The organism is Pseudoalteromonas sp. SR45-4 (assembly GCF_014163535.1).
Taxonomy (GTDB): domain Bacteria; phylum Pseudomonadota; class Gammaproteobacteria; order Enterobacterales; family Alteromonadaceae; genus Pseudoalteromonas; species Pseudoalteromonas nigrifaciens.
Map to the genome: position 1 here is coordinate 1 of NZ_JACJDO010000056.1, position 19,327 is coordinate 19,327.

At 40.7% G+C, this 19,327-nt stretch carries 18 protein-coding genes; 4 read left to right on the top strand and 14 right to left on the bottom strand.

Going from position 1 to position 19,327, the window contains the following annotated elements; translation table 11 throughout:
- Nucleotides 1–206 precede the first annotated feature (206 nt).
- From H5058_RS16850 to cutA, 14 genes are all read right to left on the bottom strand, one after another.
- Nucleotides 207–1,520 (bottom strand): adenylosuccinate synthase, encoded by a 1,314-nt coding sequence (locus H5058_RS16850; RefSeq protein ID WP_011326988.1) that lies wholly within the window; start codon nucleotides 1,518–1,520, stop codon nucleotides 207–209.
- A gap of 211 nt (nucleotides 1,521–1,731) precedes the next feature.
- On the bottom strand, nucleotides 1,732–2,610 hold the full coding sequence (hflC, locus tag H5058_RS16855) for a protease modulator HflC (protein WP_011326987.1): 879 nt from the start codon (nucleotides 2,608–2,610) through the stop codon (nucleotides 1,732–1,734).
- A 5-nt stretch (nucleotides 2,611–2,615) separates the two neighbouring features.
- Nucleotides 2,616–3,785, bottom strand: coding sequence for an FtsH protease activity modulator HflK (gene hflK, locus H5058_RS16860; protein WP_179807603.1), 1,170 nt, complete (start codon nucleotides 3,783–3,785; stop codon nucleotides 2,616–2,618).
- Nucleotides 3,786–3,886: 101 nt separating this feature from the next.
- The gene (gene hflX, locus H5058_RS16865; RefSeq protein WP_011326985.1) at nucleotides 3,887–5,176 is read right to left on the bottom strand and encodes a ribosome rescue GTPase HflX; all 1,290 of its coding nucleotides are present in this window, start codon (nucleotides 5,174–5,176) and stop codon (nucleotides 3,887–3,889) included.
- Nucleotides 5,177–5,192: 16 nt separating this feature from the next.
- Nucleotides 5,193–5,456 carry an RNA chaperone Hfq gene (gene hfq, locus H5058_RS16870; RefSeq protein ID WP_011326984.1) on the bottom strand — a complete coding sequence of 88 codons (264 nt, stop codon included), beginning with the start codon at nucleotides 5,454–5,456 and terminating at the stop codon, nucleotides 5,193–5,195.
- An 81-nt stretch (nucleotides 5,457–5,537) separates the two neighbouring features.
- On the bottom strand, nucleotides 5,538–6,455 hold the full coding sequence (gene miaA / locus H5058_RS16875; protein ID WP_182679142.1) for a tRNA (adenosine(37)-N6)-dimethylallyltransferase MiaA: 918 nt from the start codon (nucleotides 6,453–6,455) through the stop codon (nucleotides 5,538–5,540).
- 10 nt (nucleotides 6,456–6,465) lie between these two features.
- Nucleotides 6,466–8,322, bottom strand: a complete 1,857-nt coding sequence (gene mutL, locus H5058_RS16880) for a DNA mismatch repair endonuclease MutL (protein ID WP_179807601.1) — start codon at nucleotides 8,320–8,322, stop codon at nucleotides 6,466–6,468.
- 37 nt (nucleotides 8,323–8,359) lie between these two features.
- Nucleotides 8,360–9,703, bottom strand: a complete 1,344-nt coding sequence (locus tag H5058_RS16885; protein ID WP_041454319.1) for an N-acetylmuramoyl-L-alanine amidase — start codon at nucleotides 9,701–9,703, stop codon at nucleotides 8,360–8,362.
- Nucleotides 9,704–9,755: 52 nt separating this feature from the next.
- Nucleotides 9,756–10,232 (bottom strand): tRNA (adenosine(37)-N6)-threonylcarbamoyltransferase complex ATPase subunit type 1 TsaE, encoded by a 477-nt coding sequence (gene tsaE, locus H5058_RS16890; protein WP_011326980.1) that lies wholly within the window; start codon nucleotides 10,230–10,232, stop codon nucleotides 9,756–9,758.
- A gap of 130 nt (nucleotides 10,233–10,362) precedes the next feature.
- A complete protein-coding gene (gene accC, locus H5058_RS16895; protein ID WP_011326979.1) occupies nucleotides 10,363–11,703 on the bottom strand; it encodes an acetyl-CoA carboxylase biotin carboxylase subunit in 1,341 nt (446 codons plus the stop codon).
- A 26-nt stretch (nucleotides 11,704–11,729) separates the two neighbouring features.
- On the bottom strand, nucleotides 11,730–12,194 hold the full coding sequence (gene accB, locus H5058_RS16900; protein ID WP_011326978.1) for an acetyl-CoA carboxylase biotin carboxyl carrier protein: 465 nt from the start codon (nucleotides 12,192–12,194) through the stop codon (nucleotides 11,730–11,732).
- A 33-nt stretch (nucleotides 12,195–12,227) separates the two neighbouring features.
- The gene (gene aroQ / locus H5058_RS16905; RefSeq protein WP_011326977.1) at nucleotides 12,228–12,680 is read right to left on the bottom strand and encodes a type II 3-dehydroquinate dehydratase; all 453 of its coding nucleotides are present in this window, start codon (nucleotides 12,678–12,680) and stop codon (nucleotides 12,228–12,230) included.
- Between the two features lie 226 nt (nucleotides 12,681–12,906).
- Nucleotides 12,907–14,718: a protein-disulfide reductase DsbD gene (locus tag H5058_RS16910; RefSeq protein WP_011326976.1), complete on the bottom strand. Its 1,812-nt coding sequence runs from the start codon at nucleotides 14,716–14,718 to the stop codon at nucleotides 12,907–12,909.
- Nucleotides 14,718–15,038, bottom strand: a complete 321-nt coding sequence (cutA, locus tag H5058_RS16915) for a divalent-cation tolerance protein CutA (protein ID WP_011326975.1) — start codon at nucleotides 15,036–15,038, stop codon at nucleotides 14,718–14,720. Before cutA ends, H5058_RS16910 begins: the two co-directional genes overlap by 1 nt.
- A gap of 179 nt (nucleotides 15,039–15,217) precedes the next feature.
- Between cutA and H5058_RS16920 the strand changes: the two genes are divergently transcribed.
- The 4 genes from H5058_RS16920 (at nucleotide 15,218) to rnk (ending at nucleotide 18,425) form a co-directional block, all read left to right on the top strand.
- Nucleotides 15,218–15,694 carry an FxsA family protein gene (locus H5058_RS16920; protein WP_011326974.1) on the top strand — a complete coding sequence of 159 codons (477 nt, stop codon included), beginning with the start codon at nucleotides 15,218–15,220 and terminating at the stop codon, nucleotides 15,692–15,694.
- A gap of 107 nt (nucleotides 15,695–15,801) precedes the next feature.
- Entirely contained in the window at nucleotides 15,802–16,089 is a 288-nt protein-coding gene (locus tag H5058_RS16925) for a co-chaperone GroES (RefSeq protein ID WP_011326973.1), read from the top strand.
- A 48-nt stretch (nucleotides 16,090–16,137) separates the two neighbouring features.
- Nucleotides 16,138–17,781 carry a chaperonin GroEL gene (gene groL, locus H5058_RS16930; RefSeq protein ID WP_011326972.1) on the top strand — a complete coding sequence of 548 codons (1,644 nt, stop codon included), beginning with the start codon at nucleotides 16,138–16,140 and terminating at the stop codon, nucleotides 17,779–17,781.
- Nucleotides 17,782–18,011: 230 nt separating this feature from the next.
- Entirely contained in the window at nucleotides 18,012–18,425 is a 414-nt protein-coding gene (gene rnk / locus H5058_RS16935) for a nucleoside diphosphate kinase regulator (RefSeq protein WP_041454318.1), read from the top strand.
- Nucleotides 18,426–19,327 lie beyond the last annotated feature (902 nt).

The following is a 19,327-nucleotide window of genomic DNA, read 5'->3' on the forward strand; positions in this document are numbered from 1 at the left end:
TTTCTCTAGCCAGAGGTTTTCAGTGAAAACAAGGCGAATTTACGCGTCAATAGCTGGCCTATTGCAAGTAAATTCAACGCAGTTAGCGCTGAAAATAGCTGCTTGAGATAAGTTTATTATCCGGATCTCAGGTTATTTATACTCTATTGTTATTTTTAGACATAAAAAAAGCTGCATTAAGCAGCTTTTTTCAAGTCTAGTTGATATTACGCAAACGGATTGCGAAGTATCATCGTTTCTACACGATCAGGACCAGTAGAAATAATATCAACAGGAACACCTGTGAGCTCTTCAATACGCTTAACGTAATCAATCGCTGCTTTTGGTAAACCATCAAGGCTAGTTACACCAACAGTATTTTCTGACCAACCAGGCATTTCTTCGTATATTGGCGTTACTTTTTCGTAACCTTCAGCTGCTAATGGCGTTACGTTAGTAACTGTGCCATCTTCAAGCTTATAACCAGTACAGATTTTAAGTGTTTCTAAGCCATCTAAAACATCAAGCTTAGTTAAACAAAAACCAGAAATACTATTGATTTGCACTGCACGACGCATTGCTACGGCATCTAACCAACCAGTACGACGAAGTCGACCAGTGGTTGCGCCAAACTCATGGCCTTTATCGCCTAAGTGCTTACCAACTGGGTCTTGCTTATCAAGGCCGTCGTAAAGCTCTGTAGGAAAAGGGCCTGAACCAACACGTGTAGTATATGCTTTAATAATACCAAGCACATAATCAAGGTGTAGTGGGCCAAAACCAGCACCAGTAGCAACGCCACCAGCTGTAGTGTTAGAAGACGTTACATAAGGGTAAGTACCATGATCGATATCAAGTAACGTACCTTGTGCGCCTTCAAACAAAATGTTGTCGCCAGCTAAACGCGTTTGATCTAAAAGCTCAGTAACATCAACAATCATCGCTTTTAAAATATCAGCAACGGCCATTGCGTCATCAAAGGTTTTCTGAAAATCAACAGCATCTACTTTATAGTAATTAACTAAAGTAAAGTTATGGTATTCAAGAACTTCTTCTAGTTTTGCTGCGAATAGTTCAGGATTAAATAAATCCCCTACGCGCAAACCACGACGTGCCACTTTATCTTCGTACGCAGGACCGATACCACGGCCAGTTGTACCAATTGGCTTATCACCACGTGCAGTTTCACGGGCTACATCTAATGCAACATGGAAAGGCAAAATTAATGGACATGCAGCACTGATTAAAAGACGCTCGCGTACAGGTACGCCACGTGCTTCTAACATGCCAATCTCTCTCATTAGCGCTTCTGGTGATAATACAACACCATTACCAATCACACATTTAACATTGTCACGTAATACACCCGATGGAATAAGGTGCAGAACTGTCTTTTCACCGTCGATCACTAAGGTATGGCCAGCATTGTGCCCACCTTGATAACGAACTACTAAAGATGCTTTATCTGTAAGGAGGTCAACTACCTTACCCTTACCTTCGTCACCCCATTGGGTGCCTAATACAACAACGTTTTTACCCATTGTAACTTCACTTAAAAAAATTAGGACAAGATTTTACCAGAAAACAAAGCCAAAGTTCACCCCGTTTAGCTTATATTTTCCGCTCGTATATTTATATGTATAAATATTAACTAATAACCACATAGATAACAGTGGTTTAATGCATTAAATCTGTTTCAATAAAAAGCCCCACTAACGCGAGGCTTTTAAGATTTAAATATATTGGTTAGCTTTATTGTGCAGTAGCACCTTTCATATATTTAAAGAAGTCGCTATCTGGTGAAAGAACCATTACGTCTTGCTTGTTTTTAAAGGTTTGTTTATACGCCTCTAACGAACGAACAAAACTAAAAAACTCAGGATCTTTATTGTACGCATTAGCATAAATAGCTGCTGCATCTGCATCACCTTGACCACGTACTGTACGTGAATTACGCTCAGCATCGGCAAGCATTACCGTTACACGACGATCAACGCCAGCACGAATAGTTTCGGCTTTTTCTTGACCCTCTGAACGATGCTCTTTAGCAACCGCAGTACGCTCTGCACGCATACGCTGATAAATCGAGCTACTTACTTCTTGTGGTAGGTTTATTTGCTTAACACGCACGTCAAGTACTTCAATACCTAGCTCGCGGGCACTTTCAGAAGCTTGTACTAACGCCTCTTCCATTAACTCGCTACGCTCACCCGACACTATTTCACGAATAGTACGCGTACCAAAGTTAGTACGTAGACCGTTATTTACTTTTTGTTCTAGCAGCGTTTCAGCATATTGCTTATCGCCACGAGCACGCAAGTAAAAAGCACTAAAGTCGTTAACACGCCATTTTACAAACGAGTCAACAATTAAGTCTTTTTTCTCGCTCGTTACAAAGCGGTCTGGTGTACCATCAAGCGTTTGAATACGTGCATCAATACGACGTACTTGGCTAAAAAATGGTACTTTAAATTGTAAGCCGGGGCTGTACACTATGGCTTGATCATCACTGTCTTTTTGTACTTTACTGAATAACAAAACAATTGCTTTTTGCCCTTCAGGTACAACAAAAACTGACGAGAAAGACATTACAATGGCAGCTAATAGTATGACTAAACTAAAGTTTTTCATTATTGTTATCTCCCATCATTAAAACGATCGTTGTTAAAGCGGTCATTACCACTATTAACAGAGCTGTTACGTGACGTATTTACTTTGTTACGTAAATCTTGAATATCACTTGAGCTAGGAAGTGCAACACGGGTTGCTGTGCCTTGCTTTTCCATAATTTTATCAAGTGGTAAGTACATCATGTTGTTGCCACCTTTTACATCAACAAGTACTTTAGAGCTATTGCCTAATACTTCTTGCATTGCATCAATGTATAAACGTTCACGAGTTACTGTTTTAGCCGCTTGATATTCTGGTAATAGCTTTTCAAAACGAGCAACTTCACCTTGTGCCTCAAGTGTAATACGCTCTTGATAACCTTCGGCTTCTTGAGTCATACGTGTAACTTGACCACGAGCACGAGGTTCAATTTCACGCGCATATGCTTCAGCTTCACGGATAAAGCGCTCTTCATCTTCTTGTGCAGCAATTGCATCATCAAACGCATCTTTAACTTCAGCCGGTGGACGAGAATCTTTAAAGTTCACGTCAGTCACAATTAAACCTAAGTTATAAGGTTCAATAACCTTGTTCAGCTCATCCCATGTATTTTGGCGCACAACCTCACGGCCGTTTGTTAGTACTTGGTCCATTTTTGCATGGCCAACTACATAACGTAGTGCACTTTCTAGTGCTTCTTCTAAGCTACTATCAGCATTAGTTACACTAAATTTATACAAGTATGGGTCAATAACACGATATTGAACTTGGAACTCAACGCTTACTACGTTTTCGTCTTCAGTTAACATAAAACCAGACGTTGATAATGAACGAACAGCTTCAATATCTACTGGTATTATGGTTTCAATAAAGGTCATTTTCCAACGCAGACCAGGATCAGCAATACGATCATACTTACCAAATTGAAGAACCACACCACGCTCAGCTTCTTTCACGGTATAAATACCACTGAGTGCCCATACAATTACAGCAATTATAAGTATAAATGAAATACCGGCTCCACCAAGTCCACCGCCGCTACCATTGCCCGGTTTTTTGCCGCCAAATAAGCCACTAAACTTGTTACTGAATTTACGCAGCACCTCGTCTAAATCAGGTGGGCCTTGATCTCGTCCGCCTTTGTTATTCCACGGATCTTTATCATTGCCATTATTACCCGGTTCATTCCAGGCCATAGCTATACTCCATTGTTATCTAAATAAATAAGGAAATTGAGTTAAATCTAACAAATCTACTGCGTTTCTTATACAAAAACCGACATTAATTACATCAATTTTTAATCACAGACGATAAAACCAGCAATTTCAGGACCAAATTCTTTAATTAAACGATTCCACTCAACTACAGGTAACCTAACATCTAACAGCCAGTTACCTTGTTCATCAAAGCGCTCGTCGCTTACCGCACTTAAACTAAATAACGACGATCTTAACCGTCCATATTGTGGTGCAAGCAATAATGTTTCGCTAAGCATTTGTTTAGCAAGTAATTCACTAATAGCTTCGCTAAGTAACTCGCAACCTTCGCCGGTTTGAGCAGAAAGCCATACCCTTATAGGTTGGCCTTCATCATCGCGATCAATACGCGCAGTAATATCATCCAGCGCATCAATTTTGTTATAAACCAATAATTGCGGTACTTCATCAGCTTCAATTTCTTTGAGTACTGATTGTACTTGTTCAATATTTTCTTTTAGTCGTGCATCTGCCACATCAATAACATGCAGCTGTAAGTCGGCTTCTCGCGTTTCTGTTAGCGTCGCTTTAAATGCCGCCACTAAGTCATGCGGCAAATGGCGAATAAAGCCAACAGTATCGGCTAAAATAACCGGACCAACATCGCCTAACTCAAGTTTTCGTAACGTTGGGTCAAGCGTCGCAAACAATTGATCTGCAGCATAAACATCTGAGTTTGTAATACGATTAAATAATGTTGATTTACCCGCGTTAGTATACCCTACTAACGATACAGTTGGTATTTCGTTACGGCTACGAGCTCGTCTACCTTGCTCGCGCTGTACAGCAACTTTATCTAGGCGTGCACGAATATTTTGCAGGCGGGCGCGCAATAAGCGTCTATCGGTTTCGAGCTGTGTTTCACCTGGCCCACGTAAACCCACGCCCCCTTTTTGACGCTCTAAATGCGTCCAACCACGAATTAGTCGCGTGGACATATGACGCAATTGCGCCAGTTCAACTTGCAACTTACCTTCGTGGGTACGTGCACGTTGCGCAAATATATCAAGAATAAGGGTGGTTCTATCAAGCACACGACATTGCAAAATGCGTTCTAAGTTACGCTCTTGGGACGGTCTGAGTTGATGATTAAAAATAACGACATCGGCATTGTGGATTTTAACAGTCTCAGCTATTTCTTCTGCTTTACCAGTTCCGACAAATAGTTTCGGATGTGGTGCTTGACGGCTGCCTTGCACAACCGCCAAACTACTAACACCAGCAGAAGATACCAACAATTCTAATTCGTGAAGATCTTCGCGATCCCCCTCTTTAGGAAAGTCAATATGAACTAAAACTGCCTGTTCGCCAGATTTATAGCGGTCAAACAAGCATCACGCTCCTAATTTAAATGTTTCCAGCTTCAGGTTCTTCAGTGTCGTCATTTTCTTGAACACCTTGGAAATTAACTGCACGAGCAGGAACAACTGTTGAAATTGCATGTTTATACACCATTTGATTTACGGTGTTTTCTAGTAAAATAACAAATTGATCAAATGACTGAATTTTACCTTGTAATTTTATGCCATTAACCAAAAAGATTGATACTGGGATGCGCTCACGGCGTAGTGCATTCAAAAATGGGTCTTGTAACGATTGGCCTTTTGCCATGTTATTATTCCTTCGTTCTAGGTGTTATTATAATTAAGTGGCTGAACTTATTTAACAAAGCTAAATTTTATTCAACTACTACTAGCTTAGCGAACTTACTACACGATGCAAGTTTTCTTCATCACCCGTTGTTAACCATGTAACATCAGGCCAGCTTCTTAACCAAGTTAATTGGCGTTTAGCCAATTGACGTGTAGCCGCAATGCCGCGAAATACCATTTCATCATGGTCAATTTCACCCGCAAGGTAATCCCACATTTGTCTATAACCTACACAACGAATAGAAGGCATATTGGGGTGTAAATCCTTACGTAGATATAGGGTCGAAACTTCATTTTCAAACCCCTGTTCGAGCATTATTTTAAACCTTTTTTCAATTCGCTGATGTAATTCACTGCGCTGCGTTGGCGCAATAGCAAATTGATGAAAAGTATAAGGTAAAACCGGCTGTTTTTGCTTTTGCAGCTCGGTCATGGTTTTACCTGTTAATTTGTATACCTCTAAAGCACGATTAATTCTTTGTGAATCGTTTTCACTCATTTTTTTCGCTGCTTGCGGGTCTATTTTTACCAGTTCTTGATACAAATGTGGCCAGCCATATTGCGCAGCTTGCGCTTCAAATTCGGCTCTTATTTCCACGTTAGCTTCTGGCAGTGGTGATAAACCATCAATCAGAGCCTTGAAGTACAACATGGTGCCGCCAACTAATACCGGCACCTTACCTTGCTGATGAAATTCATCTATTTTTATTATCGCATCACGTCTAAAATCAGCAACTGAATAAGTTTCACTTGGGTCAAGTAAATCAATTAAGTGATGCGGAGCACGTGCTAACTCTGATGCATCGGGTTTAGCCGTGCCAATATCCATACCCTTATATACTAACGCTGAATCAACACTAATTATTTCGGTATTTAAATGCTCACACAATGAAATTGCCAACGCCGTTTTACCCGCTGCAGTTGGACCCATTAAAAATATGACTGGTAAATTACTCAACACGAATACCTTAATCTAATTGCGTTAAATAGTGCTCTATATCTATTTTAACTGCTTTTACACGCAAACGTTCAATTGTTTGCGGATTATTTTGCATGCGGGCTTGCTGCGCTAAAAAGATATTGCTGGAATAAAAACGCGCTGGTGTGTGCTGCATCTGCCACGCCAACCAGCTTTCTATGTTTTCAAGTGGTGCTTTACACGCTTCCAGCAGGCTTTCAACCGCGCTAGTAACGTCTAATAAATATAAGCACGCAGGAAGTTTTTTAACCATCACAAACTGTTTTTCAATAATTAGCTCAAAACCTAATAGCGTAAACCAAGACTGTTGCGCTGCTATTAGCTCACAGTCTTGCTTGGATAAATTAACCCGTACTGGCAACAACAGCGCTTTGCCCTCTAAGCTGCCCTGCTCTTTTATTTGCTCATGCCAATCATCAACTAATGCATATTTAAAATGTGAGCAATACAATTGCTGCTCGCTGCTAAACACACACACGCCTTCGTTGATGCTGATAATAGCAACCGTTTTTAAAGCAACTGCCTGCTCCACAGCGTGTGACTGGTTAACCCCAACAGATACGTGAGCACCTTGGTCAAAATGCGCGGCATGCTGCTCACTCACGCCCTGATAAAAAGCATTAATATCATGATGATTAGTGCTAGGTGTAGCTCTGTAGCCGCCGCCACTCCCTCCCGCACCACGCGAACTTAGCGATGCGCCGCCAGAACTGACACTATGAGATGGTTGCAATTGCGATTTAGGATAATCAAATACCTCACCCGACTCAAAATTCCCAGTGGGAGAACGCGCAGTGTCTGTCTGACTAAATGCCGTATCGGCTAGGTTATTTAAAGGCTCATTAGTAAACTCACCTTGCAGTGGCACAACAACTTGTTTAATTGCTTGTAGTATAAAGTCGTGTACTAAACGCCCTTGATGAAAACGTACTTCGTGTTTTGCCGGATGAACATTTACATCAACTTGACGAGGGTCAATATCAATATAAATAACAAAACCGGGTAACTCTTGGGCACCACTTACTTCTTCAAATGCTTGGCGAATAGCGTGCAGTATAAGCTTGTCGCGCATCATACGATTATTTACATAGGTATACTGCACGGTGTTAGCAGAACCAACCGGCAATACCCAGCCATGGAGCTGCAAGCCCCCCTCGCCCGATTGAATATGCAAGCCTTGCTCAGCAAATGCTTTACCCGCCACTTGCGCTACACGGGCAATTGCTTGGCTAGGATCAGTTTTAGCACGGTACTGCCTGACTACTTTTTCATTATGAGTAAGGGTAATAGATACATCAAATCGACTCAGCGCAATGCGCTTTATAAGCTCATCAATATGGCTAAACTCTGTTTTTTCGGTACGTAAAAATTTGCGCCGTGCTGGCGTATTAAAAAATAAATCTTTTACTTCTATGGTGGTGCCATCTGGGTGCGCTACTGGTTTTACTTGCACAGCCATATCGCGGCCTTGTGCAAATGCTTGCCAAGCGGCTTCTTGATGTTTAGTTTTTGAGCTTAGCGTTAAGCGCGAAACGGAACTAATTGACGCCAGTGCTTCACCTCTAAATCCTAGTGAGCAAATATTTTCTAAATCATCGAGGGATTTCAATTTACTGGTTGCATGGCGAGAAAGCGCCAATGTAAGCTCGTCTTGAGCAATACCCGCACCATTGTCACGAATACGAATTAGTTTTTGCCCACCTCGCTCAATATCTATTTGAATGCGTGTAGCACCAGCATCTAGGCTGTTTTCTACTAATTCTTTTACCACCGACGCGGGGCGCTCGACCACTTCACCTGCAGCAATTTGGTTCGCTAAACGTGCGGGTAGTATTTCAATACTCATTCAATTTCCTAACAAACATGGCTCTAATGATAAGCAATTAACTTTGCGGTATATCGAGTTCTTGGCCAATAAATAAGGTATTAGAGCTTAATTTATTCGCCTGCTTTAACTTGTTTATAGTTATGCCGTAGCGACTCGCTAACATGCTTAACGACTCCCCCGGGCGAACTTTATGCTTGGTTGGATATTGCGACTTTAACTTGGCAAATAAAGAATCGTCAGGTGGATTTTTTAAGTAATAATTTTTAATTGAGGTAAATATAGCTTTGGCTAAACGCTCTTGGTGATTAGCACTTTTTAGCAATTTTTCTTCACGGGGATTAGAAATAAACCCTGTTTCGATTAAAATAGAAGGAATGTCTGGTGACTTTAATACTGCAAGACTCGCATGTTGAGGATCTTTTTTATGTAACTTTGCCACCTTACGCAGCTCTTTTACTACTTCATCAGCAACGCTCAAACCGGTTTTCATCGAATGATCCATCGACATATCAAGCAGTGCTTGCGCTAAGTACTTTTCATTGGCGGCATCTTTTATTACATCTGCCGCGCCACCTAAAAGCTCAGAGTGTTTTTCTTTATCTTCAATCCATTTACCTATTTCTGAGTTAGCACGGCGCAGTGATAACACCCACACTGAGGCACCATTTGGACCTGGGCTCGTAAATGCATCAGCATGAATAGAGACAAAAAAATCAGCTTTTTTCTCACGAGCACGATTGGTGCGGGTATTGAGCTTTACAAAGTAATCGCCGCTGCGCACCATACGCGAAATCATCCCGCGCTCAGAGTCAATCATCCTCTCTAAGCGTTTAGCTATTTGTAATGTAATCGTTTTTTCATAGGTACCCGATGGGCCAATTGAGCCAGGGTCTTCGCCACCGTGACCAGCGTCAATCGCAATAACAATATCGCGCTCTTGGCTTAATTGACGGTTTTTAGCCGCTGTCTGCGCTGGTGATACTGCTGTGGATGATTCACTTTTATCATATAGATCAACAACCAACCTGTTTTTATAGGGGCCCGTTGGTGCTAATGCAAAAACCACAGGCTTTACCGGGGCACTCAATTCAAAGACAAAGCGCACGCTGTGTTTATTTTTTGGTTTAGAATAACGAAGCTTACTAACAATTTGATGCTCAGGCGGAATACCGGGTAACACTTTAAGCTCCCGTGTTTGCTCTAAATCAACCACTAAACGGCTAGGATTTTTAAGCATAAAATAACTAAAGTCAGGCTTTTCAGTTAAATCAAATACCACCCGAGTGCTATCGGGAGATGGCCAAACGCGCACACTATTAATGGTATTTTGTGCCCATAGCGACGAACTCATAGTGATAGCTACAAGATAAATAAAGAGTTTAATTACACCGCGACTCATGTTGATAGTGACTGCCTTAACTATTTTATTATTTGTTATATAACCAATATTATTACTCTGAGGTTAAGTTATTTAGTTTTTCAATAATTACGCTACCACGCTCACTGGCACTATTAATAACGATATTTCGCTCATCGCCTACATAGCTTAAGGTAATATTTAAATCTGGCACAGGAATAAACTCTCCGCCTTTTTCTGGCCATTCAACCACACAAATTGCTTGCGCTGAAAAGTAATCGCGTATTCCCATATATTCAAGTTCTTCTGGATCGCCTAAACGATACAAATCAAAGTGGTAAACATTAGCGCGCTCCAGCTCATATGGCTCTACTAAGGTATACGTTGGACTTTTAACCTTACCTGTATGGCCAAAACCTTGCACTATGCCACGTGTAAAGGTGGTTTTACCCGCGCCTAAATCGCCATGTAAATAAATTACCGCACCTTGCTCTATAATAGCCGCAATTCGATTGCCCATTGTTACCGTGGCAATATCATCACTCAAGTGAGACTTAAAACTACGTGACATTATTACCTTTACCTCAAAAATTTATTAAAGCGCATATTTGTTAATCATACCAGATTATTTATTTAAGGTGATACAGCCAATTTTTAAAGATAAAAAAACCGGCTAAGCGCCGGTTTCTATTAACGAGGAATTATAGTCCCAATTTTTTCTCAAGATAGTGGATATTAGTCCCACCATTTTGGAAGTTTTCGTCTGCAAGAATTCTTTTATGCAGCGGAGTATTGGTTTTAATACCGTCGATTACTAATTCATTTAGTGCGTTACGTGCACGAGCAATTGCTACGTCACGGTTTTCACCGTAAGTAATTAGCTTACCAATCATTGAATCGTAATGTGGTGGAACCGTGTAGTCAGCATAAATATGGCTGTCCCAACGAATACCTAAACCACCCGCAGGATGAAAACGTGTAATTTTACCCGGTGATGGAATAAAGGTTTCTGGGTCTTCTGCGTTAATACGACATTCAATTGCATGGCCGCGAATAACAACATCGTCTTGAGTGAACGACAATGGCTGACCAGCAGCAATTTTTAGCTGTTCTTTAACTAAATCAATACCTGTAACCATTTCAGTAATTGTATGCTCAACCTGAATACGGGTATTCATTTCGATAAAATAAAACTCGCCGTTTTCGTATAAAAACTCAAACGTACCAGCTCCACGATAACCAATTTCAATACAGGCACGCGTACAGCGCTCACCAATAAATTTACGTGTTTCTGCTGTAATTCCTGGAGCGGGTGCTTCTTCTACTACTTTTTGGTGACGACGTTGCATAGAGCAATCACGTTCACCTAAATGCACTGCATTACCTTGGCCATCTGCTAAAATTTGTACTTCGATATGACGTGGGTTTTCAAGGTATTTCTCCATGTAAACCATGCCATTACCAAAGAACTGCTTCGCTTCTTGTTGGGTTAATGCAATTGAATCAATCAGTTCAGCTTCGCTGCGCACAACACGCATACCGCGACCACCACCGCCACCGGCGGCTTTAATGATTACCGGATAACCAATGCGCTTAGCAATTTGCATATTGCGCTCTTTGTCATCTGATACTGGACCATCTGAGCCTGGTACACACGGAACACCGGCTTTACGCATTGCTGCGATTGCAGATACTTTATCGCCCATAAGACGAATTGTATCGCCAGTAGGACCAATAAATACAAAACCACTTTGCTCAACTTGATCGGCAAAATCAGCATTTTCTGCAAGAAAACCATAACCAGGATGAATCGCTACAGCGTCAGTTATTTCAGCCGCGGCAATAATACGCGGAATATCTAAATAACTTTCTGTTGCTGCTGGTTTACCAATACAGATGGTTTCATCTGCAAGCAATACATGCTTAAGATCGCGATCTGCCGTTGAATGCACAGCAACCGTTTTGATCCCAAGCTCTTTGCAGGCGCGCAATATACGAAGTGCAATTTCACCTCGGTTTGCAATGACTACTTTATCTAACATTAGAGTTGGCCTTTTAGGTTGCGCTATTATTCAATGATGAATAAAGGTTGATCAAATTCTATTGGCTCGCCATTTTCAGCTAAAATAGCTTTTACTGTACCAGCTTTGTCTGACTCAATTTGGTTCATCATTTTCATTGCTTCGATGATACATAATGTATCGCCAACTTTAACTTGAGAACCAACTTCTACGTATGCTGGCGCTTCTGGTGAAGCTGCAGCGTAGAATGAGCCAACCATAGGTGATTTAACTTGATGACCTGTAGAGGCTGCTGGAGCAGCGGCTTCAACTGCTGCTGCAGGAGCTGCAGCAACTGGAGCGGCAACTGGTGCTGGTGCATATTGCTGTGGCGCAAACTGAGCATAGCCTGGGCCTGCACTCATGTTATTACGATTTATACGTACTGATTCTTCACCTTCAGTGATTTCTAGCTCAGCAATACCTGACTCTTCTACTAATTCAATAAGTTTTTTGATCTTGCGAATATCCATAAACGGCCCGCCTATTAGTTTGTGTGTTTAAAATTAATTTGAGTTTTGCAATTGGTTTACTGCAGCTTCAAGCGCTGCGTGATAACCCATTGCACCTAATCCACATATTACGCCTTGCGCCACATCAGAAAAATACGAATGATGGCGGAACGCTTCACGTGCGTGCACGTTGCTTAAATGCACTTCAAAAAACGGAATATCAACACTTAACAATGCATCACGTAATGCGACGCTCGTATGCGTAAATGCAGCAGGATTAATAATTATGTAATCAATCGCTTGCCAAGTATCGTGAATACGCTCTATCAGTGCTTGCTCACTATTACTTTGGAAGTGCGTTAACTCAACATTTAAACTATCAGCGGCACATGTTAGTTCGCTCATAATTTCGCTTAGCGTACGTGAACCGTATTTATCTGGCTCACGTTTACCTAGCATATTTAAATTTGGGCCATTTATAACTAAAAGCTTGAATTTTGCAGCCATAATACGCGATATATCCTATAAGTAATGAGTTAAGCAGTCGTTAGCTAATTTTTTACAAAAATGTGAGTATAAAAAATAAGATAACAACAATTTCTCACGTTAACCAACTATTATAGTGATTTCGACGTAAATAACAGCAAAATACTGGTCTTATCTCTGTATTGGGTACAAGTGTTGAGGCAGTAGTAATAGCCCCACCTTTAAATTATGGGGGGCTATTATATTGCTACTTTACGCTGGCGCGTACTGTAGATAGGTGCTGAGCAAAATCTTCAGCATTCAAAAAGCCGGTAACACGTTGTGCACTTAGCTCCTCTCCTTGGGTATTAAAAAACAAAATACTCGGTAAACCAAACACCGTATATTCTTCCATTAGTTCGATTGTTTTGTTATCGCTGTCGGTTAAATCGACTTGAATAAGCTCAAAGTGACTAAACTCATTTTGCACTTTTGCATCGGGAAAGGTGTAATGCTCAAATTCTTTACACGCAATACACCAATCAGCATATAAGTCGACCATAACCAGTCGGCCTTGCTCATTAGCGTGAGCAACGGCTGCTTTTAACTCAGTTAAATTGGCTACTTGCTTAAACTCATTACTTTGCGCACTTACTTGCATTGTTTGCATGTGTACTGGCCAAAAATAATTTTTAGTTAAGTTAAAGCCACTAACAACGAGTAACGTTGCGGCAAACCACAGTGCTGTTTTTAATTTTCCTTGTGTTTGGCTACTTTGCCAGTGATGCAAGTAAAGCGCGGTTGCCAAGGCCAATACTCCCGCCATTAATAAAATAACATCGGCATCTAAAAGGCGCTCAAGTAATATAAGTGGCACAACTAGCATAATAAAGCCAAATAGGGTTTTAACTTGTTCCATCCAGCCACCGGCTTTAGGCAATAGTTTTCCGCCCGATGTACCGAGTAACAATAATGGCAGTCCCATCCCTAAACTCAGTACATAAAGCGTTAATCCCCCCACTAAATAGTCGCCACTTTGTGCTACAAACAATAGCGCCGCTGACAAAGGTGCGGTGGTGCAAGGCGAGGCAATCAAGCCCGATAATACGCCCATTAAAAACACACCAACGTAGTTGCCACCTTTTTGGTTATTACTTACTTGGGTTAACTTGTTCATCATGCCACTTGGTAGCTTTATTTCGTACCAACCAAACATCGACATTGCTAATAATACAAACAATAAACTAAAGCTAATAAGTACATAAGGGTGCTGCAAATAACCTTGAACTTGCCCGCCAAGTGCGGCCACAACCAAACCTAATGCCGCGTAGGTCACTGCCATACCTTGAATATATACAAATGATAACGCGAAGGCTTTTTTAGTTGAGAGATTTTTTTGCCCAGCAATTAAGCTCGACAAAATTGGAAACATTGGAAATACACACGGTGTAAAAGCCAGGCCAACACCAACAACAAAAAATATCAGTAAATTAGTAATTAGCCCTTGGCTTGCTAACTGCTCGGTAAAGGTCAGATCTTTTTTAGGCGCATTGCTTGTCGGCGCATTAGCCTGACTTAATGCTGTAAATGCGTTTGCAGAGGTTGCACTGTGCGTAGCATCATCAGCATTTTGCAGCTGTTCACCGGCAATTTTGTTTAGCGGAATACTAATAACTTCAGGTGGGTAACATAACCCAGCTTCAGCACAACCTTGGTAACGCACTTTTACTACTGCTCCCTCAGTTACATTACTGAGCTTACTAACAATACTAAGTGCATTAAAAAAAACTTCTGTTTTACCAAAGAACTCATCTTCGATAACTTCTCCATTACCTAAGTCGCCTACTTCTATATTCGCGCCTTTGGCAATAATCTCTATTTTATTTTTATATAAGTAGTATTCAGGTGCAATATCCCAGCCTATAAATAAAGTATTATCTTGCTGATCAAAATCAAATACAAATGCTTGGTCTACTTGTAAAAAGGTTTGTTGTGGAGGTGCAAGTAAATCACCAAGTATATTATTAGCCTTAGCTGGAGCCGCTAATAATGCAACCAGTAACAAAAAGAAAAAACGCATTAATTAAGTACCTCATCCATCCAATTAAAATAAGCTAGGTTACCCGTTGCCACATCAACAACCTGGATCTCTGGCACTTCGTAGCTGTGTAATGCTTTAATAGTTAAAAATACATCGTTCATTTTATCTAACTTTGTTTTGATCAATAGTTTAGCTTCGGTTGCCTCAACTACTTCACCTTCCCATATATAAATAGAAGCTACCTTTGGTAGAATATTCACACATGCAGCCAGTTTTCTCTCAACTAATGCTTTTGCCAGCTCTCTTGCTTCATTTTCATCTTTGCAGGTAGTAAAAATAAGTTTAAATTGCGCCGCCATAATGAACCTTTATGTGTTTAATAATGTCTGTAAGCATAGTATCTGATAGCGTATGTAATGTGTAGATGCTATAACTGCAAAAAAATAGTAATAGCGCTTACTGTATCCTTGAAATTAGACCGCTCCACCCTCACTTATATTTCATCAACTCTTTTGAGTTTCATTATTTAGAGAGCTTTATGTTTAGATTTTTATTTGTGTTGTTTATCATTATTCCTATTATTGAAATCGCCTTACTTATACAAGTAAGCGAGGTAATAGGTGGTTTTTCGACAATTGCGCTAGTAATTATTACCGCGATTTTAGGCGCAAAAATGGTAAAACAACAAGGTATGAGCGCGCTACAAAAAGCACAAACTCAAATGGCCGAAGGGCAAATGCCTGCGAAAGAATTATTTACTGGTATATGCGTTATTATAGCTGGCGTATTATTGTTAACGCCTGGCATTATGACCGACGTTTTTGGGCTACTATTATTAACGCCAGTAATTCGCAACAAACTGGCAGCCGGCCTTGCTAGTCAAGCTACTGTACGTATGAGTGCAGGTATGCAACAAGGTGGTTCACCATTTACCCAGCACAGTCAAACTGAGGCAGATCCTCATCAAGTGAACAAACCGACCATCATAGATGGTGAGTTTGAACGAAAAGATTAATTTTTTTAATTTTACGCTTGGATTTTGGCGTAACACCCCCATTATTGAATGCAACCAATATAAGCTTTTTTCTGCCCTTCGCAGAAACTGTTAGGAGAACTAAATAAATGAATATTCGTCCTTTACATGATCGCGTGATCGTTAAGCGTCTAGAAGAAGAAACAAAATCTGCTGGCGGTATTGTATTAACTGGCTCTGCAGCTGAAAAATCAACCCGCGGAGAAGTTGTTGCCGTTGGTAATGGTCGCATTTTAGAAAGCGGTGATGTTAGAGCATTAGAAGTTAAAGCCGGTGACACTGTGTTATTTGGCTCATATGTTGAGAAAGTTGAAAAGATCGAAGGTCAAGAGTACCTGATCATGCGTGAAGATAATATTTTAGGCATTGTAGGCTAAACCTACTTTTCGTTTATAAACATTTAAGAATTTAGAGGAATTTAAAACATGGCAGCAAAAGAAGTACTTTTTGCAGGTGACGCACGCGCTAAAATGCTAACTGGCGTAAACATCCTGGCAAACGCAGTAAAAGTTACATTAGGTCCTAAAGGCCGTAACGTTGTACTAGATAAATCATTTGGCTCTCCAGTTATCACTAAAGATGGTGTATCTGTAGCAAAAGAAATCGAACTTGAAGACAAGTTTGAAAACATGGGCGCACAAATGGTTAAAGAAGTTGCATCTAAAGCTAACGATGCAGCCGGCGATGGTACAACTACCGCTACAGTACTTGCACAGTCTATTGTAAACGAAGGCCTTAAAGCTGTTGCAGCAGGCATGAACCCAATGGACCTTAAGCGCGGCATCGACAAAGCAGTAATTGCTGCTGTTGCAGAGCTTAAAGCGTTATCTGTTCCATGCTCTGACACTAAAGCAATTGCACAAGTAGGTACTATTTCAGCTAACTCTGATAAAGAGATTGGCGACATCATTGCACAAGCAATGGAAAAAGTAGGCCGTAACAGTGGTGTTATTACTGTAGAAGAAGGTCAATCACTGGAAAACGAACTCGATGTTGTTGAAGGCATGCAGTTTGACCGTGGTTACCTATCTCCTTACTTTATTAACAGCCCAGAAAAAGGTACTGTTGAACTAGATAACCCATTTATTCTACTTGTAGATAAAAAAATATCTAACATTCGCGAATTATTACCAACATTAGAAGCAGTTGCTAAAGCAAGCAAGCCACTACTAATCATCGCAGAAGACCTTGAAGGCGAAGCATTAGCTACATTAGTAGTTAATAACATGCGCGGTATTGTTAAAGTATCAGCAGTGAAAGCTCCTGGTTTTGGCGACCGTCGTAAAGCAATGCTACAAGATATCGCTGTATTAACTGGCGGTACTGTGATTTCAGAAGAAATCGGCCTTGAGCTTGAAAAAGCAACAGTTGAAGACCTAGGTACAGCTAAGCGCGTAATTATCACTAAAGATGATACAACTATCATTGATGGTGCTGGCGAAGAAGCAGGTATTAACGGCCGTGTTTCACAAATTAAAGCACAAATCGAAGAAGCAACATCAGACTACGATAAAGAAAAACTACAAGAGCGCATGGCTAAACTAGCTGGCGGTGTTGCAGTAATCAAAGTTGGTGCTGCGACTGAAATGGAAATGAAAGAGAAAAAAGACCGCGTTGAAGATGCATTAAATGCAACTCGTGCAGCGGTTGAAGAAGGCGTAGTACCTGGTGGCGGCGTTGCACTAGTTCGTGCAGCAAGTAAGCTTGTAGATTTAGTTGGCGACAACGAAGATCAAAACCACGGTATTAAAGTTGCACTTCGTGCAATGGAAGCGCCACTTCGTCAAATCGTAACAAACGCAGGTGACGAAGCTTCAGTTGTAATTAACGCAGTTAAAGCAGGTTCAGGTAACTTTGGTTACAATGCTGCTACTGGCGAATACAATGACATGATTGAAATGGGTATCCTAGATCCAACTAAAGTAACACGCTCTGCACTACAATTTGCAGGGTCTATTGCGGGTCTAATGATCACTACCGAAGCTATGGTAGCTGAAATCCCTAAAGATGATAGCGCTCCTGATATGGGTGGCATGGGCGGTATGGGTGGAATGGGCGGTATGATGTAAACCCCACCTAAACCTCCCGGTTAAAAAACCCAGCCTCGGCTGGGTTTTTAATGTTATAGAAAAAATAAAAAACTAACTATACTCTTAGTCACTTAAGTACTATTGCTTAAGATAGTTGATTATTGAGTTGCAAATAAAAATTACTTCAACGTATTCTAGTGCAATTAAGCTTATGCCGAATCATACTCAGAGTAAGTTTTATTTACATAAACATTATTAAGGATATTGAGTTGAATAAAAGACCTGAAATAATCATCTCATCATTAGATGCAGATAGACTATATGATTTAATCGAATCATTGCCAGCAAACAGTTTTGCGGGTGAAAAAGAACTGGAAGCAGAATTAGGGCGAGCAACTATAGTTGATCCTAAAGACGTTCCAGCAACAATAGTTACCATGAATTCGACCGTAAATTTTGTTGTAGAATCTTCAAAAGAAGAATTTAATTTAACTCTTGTCTACCCGAAAGATCTTGACGCTAGCGGCCAAAAAATATCAATTTTAGCCCCTATAGGAGGCGCTTTACTTGGGCTATCACAAGGAGATGAAATTGAATGGCCTAAGCCTGGTGGAGGTTTAATAAAAGTAAAAATAAAAGAAGTAACCTACCAACCTGAAAGAGTCGGCGAACTACATAGATAATTTAACGAAGCTAATAAGTAGCTCCTAGCGCATTAAATTAATTAAAAACCCAGCTCATGTTGGGTTTTTAGTTTGCGCTATCATTTTAGCTCAAATCATTTCACAATATCACTTCCATAAATTTACTAACTGTTAAGCGTGATAATAACCGGGAGTTAATTCCAGCAACCCATTAAATATTCTAATTTATAATTAGTGCAGGCCACTAAACCCGATAAATTGCTTGTCGTAGGTAAAACTGAGGCAGTTATAGCTCCCACCTCACTAAGGATATAATACGGCAACACTTGCTAATTACCACAGATGCTATGCCATCCGGACAGCACCCAGTGGCCATTGCTAGTCACCCATATGGAAATATATTGATAGATATGTAAAACCTGCCAATGATACTCTTACCTCCATATTTTCCATAGCTTAATCCAGTTGAGCAAGTATGAGCATGGATAAATATACTCACTTAATAAATAGCATTTGCTATCGATGCACTACGCAGTAGAAAAGCAACAATCTAGCTATTTTTGATGCTCTTTATCGTCGGGTGTCGCTACGCTCGCCCAACCTACGCGGGAGAATTGTGTACATTATTCACCCACATTTCACTTTTCTGCAGACGTAAAAAAGCCCGAATCGTTAAATTCGGGCTTTCTACAATTTGGAGCCTGGCAATGTCGTGGTGCCCACAGCAGTGGAGAGTCACAGTGCAAATGCACTAAACTCATTGGCTAGTGATGATGTTTTTATGATTTGAGTGTCGGGTGTCGCTACGCTCGCCCGACCTACGCGGGAGACTTGTGTACATTATTCACCCACATTTCACTTTTCTACAGACGTAAAAAAGCCCGACTATTTCTAGTCGGGCTTTCTACAATTTGGAGCCTGGCAATGTCCTACTTTCACAT

Bases quoted from the DNA above. Each gene is read 5' to 3' on its own strand.
- hflC (WP_011326987.1), bottom strand. From the start codon at position 2,610: ATGAAAAACTTTAGTTTAGTCATACTATTAGCTGCCATTGTAATGTCT.
- cutA (WP_011326975.1), bottom strand. From the start codon at position 15,038: ATGGCGGCGCAATTTAAACTTATTTTTACTACCTGCAAAGATGAAAAT.
- H5058_RS16885 (WP_041454319.1), bottom strand. From the start codon at position 9,703: ATGAGTCGCGGTGTAATTAAACTCTTTATTTATCTTGTAGCTATCACT.
- mutL (WP_179807601.1), bottom strand. From the start codon at position 8,322: ATGAGTATTGAAATACTACCCGCACGTTTAGCGAACCAAATTGCTGCA.
- H5058_RS16850 (WP_011326988.1), bottom strand. From the start codon at position 1,520: ATGGGTAAAAACGTTGTTGTATTAGGCACCCAATGGGGTGACGAAGGT.
- aroQ (WP_011326977.1), bottom strand. From the start codon at position 12,680: ATGGCTGCAAAATTCAAGCTTTTAGTTATAAATGGCCCAAATTTAAAT.
- accC (WP_011326979.1), bottom strand. From the start codon at position 11,703: ATGTTAGATAAAGTAGTCATTGCAAACCGAGGTGAAATTGCACTTCGT.
- H5058_RS16925 (WP_011326973.1), top strand. From the start codon at position 15,802: ATGAATATTCGTCCTTTACATGATCGCGTGATCGTTAAGCGTCTAGAA.
- groL (WP_011326972.1), top strand. From the start codon at position 16,138: ATGGCAGCAAAAGAAGTACTTTTTGCAGGTGACGCACGCGCTAAAATG.
- tsaE (WP_011326980.1), bottom strand. From the start codon at position 10,232: ATGTCACGTAGTTTTAAGTCTCACTTGAGTGATGATATTGCCACGGTA.
- hflK (WP_179807603.1), bottom strand. From the start codon at position 3,785: ATGGCCTGGAATGAACCGGGTAATAATGGCAATGATAAAGATCCGTGG.
- H5058_RS16920 (WP_011326974.1), top strand. From the start codon at position 15,218: ATGTTTAGATTTTTATTTGTGTTGTTTATCATTATTCCTATTATTGAA.
- accB (WP_011326978.1), bottom strand. From the start codon at position 12,194: ATGGATATTCGCAAGATCAAAAAACTTATTGAATTAGTAGAAGAGTCA.
- H5058_RS16910 (WP_011326976.1), bottom strand. From the start codon at position 14,718: ATGCGTTTTTTCTTTTTGTTACTGGTTGCATTATTAGCGGCTCCAGCT.
- hfq (WP_011326984.1), bottom strand. From the start codon at position 5,456: ATGGCAAAAGGCCAATCGTTACAAGACCCATTTTTGAATGCACTACGC.